At 42.2% G+C, this 6404-nt stretch carries 9 protein-coding genes; 7 read left to right on the forward strand and 2 right to left on the reverse strand.

The features are described from left to right. Positions 1-55: 55 nt before the first annotated feature. The 4 genes from MWG72_RS02850 to MWG72_RS02865 all read left to right on the forward strand — a co-directional run bounded on the left by MWG72_RS02850 (position 56) and on the right by MWG72_RS02865 (position 2172). Positions 56-1042, forward strand: a complete 987-nt coding sequence (locus tag MWG72_RS02850) for a malate dehydrogenase (RefSeq protein ID WP_004281429.1) — start codon at positions 56-58, stop codon at positions 1040-1042. 172 nt (positions 1043-1214) lie between these two features. After that, complete coding sequence (locus tag MWG72_RS02855) at positions 1215-1493, forward strand: DUF2789 family protein (protein ID WP_004281428.1); 279 nt, start codon at positions 1215-1217, stop codon at positions 1491-1493. A gap of 51 nt (positions 1494-1544) precedes the next feature. Beyond that, positions 1545-1799 (forward strand): DUF2789 family protein, encoded by a 255-nt coding sequence (locus MWG72_RS02860; protein WP_247143178.1) that lies wholly within the window; start codon positions 1545-1547, stop codon positions 1797-1799. A 115-nt stretch (positions 1800-1914) separates the two neighbouring features. Then, positions 1915-2172, forward strand: a complete 258-nt coding sequence (locus MWG72_RS02865) for a DUF2789 family protein (protein WP_004645106.1) — start codon at positions 1915-1917, stop codon at positions 2170-2172. A 90-nt stretch (positions 2173-2262) separates the two neighbouring features. Here MWG72_RS02865 and MWG72_RS02870 read toward each other — a convergent pair whose 3' ends face one another. After that, a complete protein-coding gene (locus MWG72_RS02870; RefSeq protein ID WP_247143179.1) occupies positions 2263-2790 on the reverse strand; it encodes a hypothetical protein in 528 nt (175 codons plus the stop codon). Positions 2791-2860: 70 nt separating this feature from the next. Then, positions 2861-3463, reverse strand: a complete 603-nt coding sequence (locus tag MWG72_RS02875) for a 2OG-Fe(II) oxygenase (protein ID WP_004281424.1) — start codon at positions 3461-3463, stop codon at positions 2861-2863. A 117-nt stretch (positions 3464-3580) separates the two neighbouring features. On the opposite strand from MWG72_RS02875, the gene MWG72_RS02880 reads away from it, so the two are divergent. The 3 genes from MWG72_RS02880 to MWG72_RS02890 are packed head-to-tail and all read left to right on the forward strand — an operon-like array spanning position 3581 to position 6393. Next, positions 3581-4438 carry a 23S rRNA (adenine(2030)-N(6))-methyltransferase RlmJ gene (locus MWG72_RS02880; protein WP_004281423.1) on the forward strand — a complete coding sequence of 286 codons (858 nt, stop codon included), beginning with the start codon at positions 3581-3583 and terminating at the stop codon, positions 4436-4438. 38 nt (positions 4439-4476) lie between these two features. Then, positions 4477-5298, forward strand: a complete 822-nt coding sequence (gene pssA / locus MWG72_RS02885; protein ID WP_005108642.1) for a CDP-diacylglycerol--serine O-phosphatidyltransferase — start codon at positions 4477-4479, stop codon at positions 5296-5298. A gap of 18 nt (positions 5299-5316) precedes the next feature. Continuing rightward, positions 5317-6393 (forward strand): DUF6670 family protein, encoded by a 1077-nt coding sequence (locus MWG72_RS02890; RefSeq protein WP_247143180.1) that lies wholly within the window; start codon positions 5317-5319, stop codon positions 6391-6393. Positions 6394-6404 lie beyond the last annotated feature (11 nt).

The following is a 6404-nucleotide window of genomic DNA, read 5'->3' on the forward strand; positions in this document are numbered from 1 at the left end:
AGATTAAATACTAACTATTTAATCGCATTGAATATCCTCAATTGGAGATAATTAGATGAAGCAAGCAGTTCGTGTTGCCGTTACTGGCGCTGCAGGTCAAATTGGTTACAGCCTATTATTCCGTATCGCAAGCGGCGAAATGCTAGGTAAAGATCAACCAGTGATTTTGCAATTGCTCGAAGTTCCTTTTGAGAAAGCTCAGCAAGCGCTTAAAGGCGTAATGATGGAGCTTCAAGATTGCGCATTCCCATTACTAGAAGACATGATCGGTACTGATGATCCTAAAGTTGCATTTAAAGATGCTGACTATGCGTTATTAGTTGGTTCACGTCCACGTGGTCCAGGTATGGAACGTGCTGACCTGCTTAAAGTGAACGGTGAAATCTTCATCGGTCAAGGTCAAGCATTGAACGAAGTTGCAAGCCGTGACGTTAAAGTTCTAGTTGTTGGTAACCCTGCAAACACGAATGCTTACATCGCAATGAAATCTGCTCCAGATCTCCCAGCGAAAAACTTCACTGCAATGTTACGTCTTGACCACAACCGTGCTGCATCTCAAATTGCTGCTAAAACTGGTAAAGCGGTTAAAGACATCAAAAATCTTACAGTTTGGGGTAACCACTCTCCAACCATGTATGCCGACTACCGTTTTGCAACAATTAACGGCGAAAGCGTTAAAGACATGATCAACGACCAAGAATGGAATGCAAATACATTCCTTCCGACTGTTGGTAAACGTGGTGCTGCGATCATCGAAGCACGTGGTTTGTCTTCTGCTGCTTCTGCTGCTAATGCTGCAATCGACCATATGCGCGATTGGGCTCTTGGCACAAACGGCGAATGGGTAACGATGGGTATCCCTTCTGACGGTTCTTACGGTATCCCTGAAGGCGTAATGTTCGGTTTCCCTGTAACAACTGAAAACGGTGAATACAAAATCGTTCAAGGTCTAGAAATCGACGAATTCAGCCGTGAACGTATCAACGTTACGTTGAACGAACTTGAAGAAGAGCGCGCAGCAATTGCTGATATGCTTAAATAATTTGATCTTTTTAGATTAAGTTGAAGAAAAGCACTCCATTTGGGGTGCTTTTTTTATGTCACTCACTTTAATCAACAAAAAATAACAAGCTGTGAAGGAGAGACAACTGAGTTTTCGCTATGAGCGATCTAAGGTAGAGACAAGATTATAGATAAAAAAGATGGAGGTTCAGATGTTAGAACAACGCGCCACCTTCGAACTTTTCTTTGAACAATTGGGTCTGGATTCGAGTCCGGAAGCGATTGATGAGTTTATTAATACGCATCAAATCGGTATGGATGTGCCCCTGCATAAAGCTCCTTTTTGGAGTAAATCACAGCATGACTTTCTGATCAGTCACTGGAAGAAAGATGATGACTGGGCCATTTTTGTTGATGTATTGAATGAACAATTACATATTGAGGCAGAGGGTTCAGGTTCCTGTGACATACCCGGCCATAAATCAACCTAAGAATTCGAATCTCAACACGCTCATAATTTAACACTACGATGGAGTCTATTTATGCTTACGGAACAACAGTTAACTTTAGAATTATTATTTGAACAATTGGGTTTGCCTTCTGATGAAGCCTCAATTAATCAATTTACCCATACCCATCAATTGCCATCTGAAGTCGCATTGCCAGATGCCGAATTCTGGAGTGAGGGACAAAGTGCCTTCCTGCGTGAACATTGGCACCAAGATGATGAATGGATTGTCATTATTGACAAGTTAAATCAGCTGTTACATGTGGAAAGCGACAAGCAAAGCTTTTAAATGCATTCATACAAAAAGAAACAACAAACCTAGTCAAATGACTAGGTTTTTTTTGCCTTATCTTATAAGTTAGATCTATAAATAATTACAATTTATCTGATATAAGGAGGGCGCGATGCTCGCAAAGAACCAACCATCCTTAGAGCTCTTGTTTTCTCAGCTCGGTCTCGCCAATAGTCCTGCGGCTATTGAATTGTATGTACGCACCCATCAACTGCCAGCAGGGCTGTCCTTGCATGATGCGCCATTCTGGAATAAAGCCCAGCGTTCTTTATTGATTAGCCATTTGGTACAAGATGATGATTGGGCAATTTGGGTCGATGAACTGAATCAGCAACTGCACATGGACGCTTATAGACGTCAACCTGCTTGATCATTTTTCCTATATTTTTCTGATATTTAAAATAAGATGATATAGCTTGTATTAAAAAACGCCTCATTTGAGGCGTTTTTGTTCTTTGGCTTAATGCATTTTGCTTTTTAATATTTTGTTAAACCATTCGTGCTGACGATAATCATTAAATGCATGATGCTGCTGTAATAATTCCAGCTCAAATTCGGCAGTGGTGGTGTACTTACCTAACCAGTGGCGGGTCAGGGCCGGCTCATTTTTACTGGCACTGGCATAGGCCAGAAAGAAATAAATGTCCCCATGTTCATAATTGGCCATTGGCTTTAAAATTTGCTGAGTAATCAGGGCGAAATGGTGCTCTTTGGTCAATTCAAAAAACATCATATAAGCCTTGGCCAGATGCAAAGATAGGTTGATATACATGCGCAGCGGCATTTCTTCAAATTCTACCCGGCCTTGTTCCAGCAACACTACGGCTTCTTGCAGGAAATGTCGCTGTTCCTGACGCAGTTCACTTAAAGTCACCAGCTGTAAACGAAGATCAGCACGTTCAAGCGTTAATTCCGGCGTATTGCCTTTTAAATACAATTGGTCAGTTTCACCCAGACGTTGAATAATCTGTTTGGTCGTTAATCGCATCAACGCAATCCTCATTTCTCAATAATGGCTATATGAGGTTAAAAATTAAAATTTAAAGCGGCAGCGTGTCTTAGAGTAGTGAGGTATCACTTCTTAGCCAGGCGGTAATGGATAGGCGTTGCTGTTTAGAGATTAAAACTTCATGTAATAAATCGCTCTGGAACAGCGCCATTCGGTTCGGTTTTGGCTGGATAATATGCCACTGGCCATGTTTGTCCTGCAGGCGTAGTTCACCGCCCCAGTCCGTCTGCCATTGTCCATGTAAATAATACACACTGGAAATCATCCGGCCATTTTTATCTTGAGGATTGTCGCGGTGCAGGGTATAGAACTCACCCGCGTGATAGCAAGCGAAATGTGCTTCGACATCTTTGATGCCTAAATAAAACGCGCGGTTTAAAATTTGGGAAAATTGTTGAAGTGTTTGGATGTGTAGGTGGGAAATTTGAAATTCAGGTTGTAACCAAAGAATATGATCACTACGGATGTTGTTAACTACACCATTTTGAATGGCTGCATTACGAAATTCGTTTAAGTGGCTTAAGCATTCTTGGCTCACTGCATGTTGATATTCGCTAGAGTAAGCATCGTCAACAATACTAAAGCCATGTTGATCTAAATCATCTAAGATTTGATCAACATTCCAATCCCCTGGGATGATAACTGCTTCCATTTTTTCAATTCTCGATAGTGTGGTAAAAAAAGGTCCGCTATTTTAGTTCAATAATCGTTTCTGAACGAACTAGTTTTTCATGTTAAAATAGCAATTGATCTTAGGAATAATTGAAACATGAATTACCGTCACTCTTACCACGCAGGCAACTTTGCCGATGTCATGAAGCACGTTTTATTGCTTCAGTTGTTGACTCGACTGAATGCAAAAGACAAACCTTATCGCTATGTAGATACACATGGTGGTGCAGGTAAATATGATTTGTCGACTGCCGAAGCGCAAAAATCAGGTGAGTTTTTAAACGGTATTCATCGTCTTATTAAGCTGGATGATTCGATCAAGCGTAATGCACCTGAAGGCGTACAACAATACTTGAAAATTGTTGAAAACATGCGTGAAAACTTTGGTAAGGGTGCTTATCCGGGTTCGCCGTGGTTTGCGCTAGAAGGCATGCGTGAAATTGATAAAGCGACCATTTTTGAAATGCAGCGTGATGTATTCCAGCAACTTCGTCATAATATTTTTGACAAGCGTGCCGGTTTGCATGAGCGTGATGCATACGAAGGTCTGTTGGCAGTCATTCCACCGAAAGAAAAACGTGGTCTGGTGATGATTGATCCGCCGTATGAGCTGGAGCGTAAAGATTTCCCGCAGTTGGTTGAGCTGCTGGTTGCCGCGTATAAGAAATGGCCGACAGGTGTATTCGCCGTTTGGTATCCAATTAAAGACCGTGCCATGATTGAACGCTTCGAGAAGAAAATGTTCAAGACTGGTATCCGTCGTCAGTTGGTGTGTGAAGTCTGTGTATGGCCGGATGATACCCCAGTAGGCTTGAACGGTTGTGGTTTACTGGTGATTAACCCGCCTTGGAAATTCTCTGAAGATGCTGATGAAGCACTACAGTGGTTATTCCCGCATCTTCGCATGAGTGAAAACGGTGGTCACGCTGCAGTTCGTTGGTTAGTGGGCGAGTAATTTTTTTAAAGATCAGGTCATAGCTAGGATCGACAAGAATGACAAATATAAGCAAACCGGAACGCGACTCTTCAACCGAAGTGCCTTTTGATGGCATCACCTTTGAGGTGGAAGAAGAGGAGCATACTCAGGAAGGGCAAAAAGTTAAGCGTCGAGGCATCTATCTATGGCCGAACCTGATTACAACGGCCGCGTTGTTATCAGGTTTCTACTCGATTATTGCTAGTATGAATGGTGATTTTCAGCAAGCTATTTATGCGATCTTTATTGCGGCATTACTGGATGGACTAGATGGCCGTGTGGCACGTGCCATTGGTGCACAAAGTCCTTTCGGCGAACAGTTTGACTCGCTTTCTGACATGCTGGCTTTTGGTGTGGCTCCCGCTATTTTGATGTATAGCTGGGGCTTGAGTGATTTGGGCCGTATTGGTCTGGCGGCTTGTTTTGTTTATACCGCATGTGCTGCGTTCCGTCTGGCACGCTTCAATGTACAGATTGGTGTGGTCGACAAACGTTATTTTATTGGTGTCGCAAGTCCTCTGGCTGCCATCATGATTGTGTCACTGGTCTGGGTCGGTCTGGATTTTCCAGAAATCTTTGATATTCGTGAACCTTCTCTTCAGGTCATTAATGCAGTGGTCATCATTGCGGTAGGCTTGTTGATGATTTCCAATATCAAATATTATTCATTCAAAACAGTAGAACGTAAACGGGTTCCGTTTTTTGTCCTACCAATCGCCGTATTCGTCTTTGCAGCGATGACTTATAATATTCCTGTCGGCATTCTGGTAATTTCTATTCTCTATGCTTTGTCTGGTTTTGTGACCACTTTTATGGCAAAAAGATCGAGTACATTATAAAAAGATAAGGAGTCTGAGATGCGGTTTCTTCAAGATTTTTTAGATCGTTCGAAACAGCTGAATCAGACTCCTACTGTTTCGCGCTATCCCGCCTATCATGGCCCCACCTCAAAATATAAAATTATTCATCAGGGTTTGATGATCCCCGGGCTTCCGGCACCCCTCTATTATTTAAACTTTCTGAGTATTATCGGGCAACCCAATGCACCCATGCTGGCAAACCCGAGTGCAATCGAAACCACAGCCTTAGATACCGCCACCGTGATTTGCAGTTCGAGCCCACATATGGTGGGACAATTGCATCACTATTCGGTCAAGCAGGACTGTCATTTTAGATCAGGTCTGTTTCAGTTTCTGGATCGTGAGCAATTGAGCGGAAGTTTTCCAAATTTTCGTTTGCAGCGTTCTGACTCGGAACTCAGTTTTGATTTAAATATTCAAACCACTCAACTGATTTCTCATTTTACCCAAATGCGGTTTTCCTTGGCAGATCACTGGTCTTTGCTATGTCATTGTCAGGGAACGGTGAACTATAAAGCGCAGCAATATACGATCGATGGTCTTGGAAGCTTTGAATACGCGCGGAGTTTTAACTTTCCTTATCTACCTTTGGCCTTCCTGACTTATCAAATTATTAATCTCAGTGAAAACAGGCAACTGTTGTTGGCGCAGATTCGGGATGGTTTTAATCGTATTGTTCAGTCGCGGATCTATCTGCGTGATTTAAAAAACATGCGGACCCAAATGTTCGATCGAAAAGTTTATTTTAAAGTTCATCGTGTTTATCCGTGTGTCACGACACCCAATCGGCAAAGTATGTATTTGCCGCGCGAATTTGAATGGTGTTATGAAAATGCAGACGGTACTTGTATCTGGGTACAAGGTCAAAGTCGTGGAGATTTTAAATTTGGCCTGGCAGCGGGCTATGTAGGAAGTTTTAGTTATCAAGTGAAAATAAATGAAGAAACTGAAAATGGGGAAGGGGGTTATTGTGAATACATAGATTGCCGGCCTTTACGCTTTCAGGAACAGAATAAAACTGAAAAAAGATTAAGTCATTTATCCAATTCAGTCCCTTTAATGCTCAAGAAATGAAGAAAATTGCG

It is taken from the genome of Acinetobacter lwoffii (assembly GCF_022967985.1).
Classification (GTDB): Bacteria; Pseudomonadota; Gammaproteobacteria; order Pseudomonadales; family Moraxellaceae; genus Acinetobacter.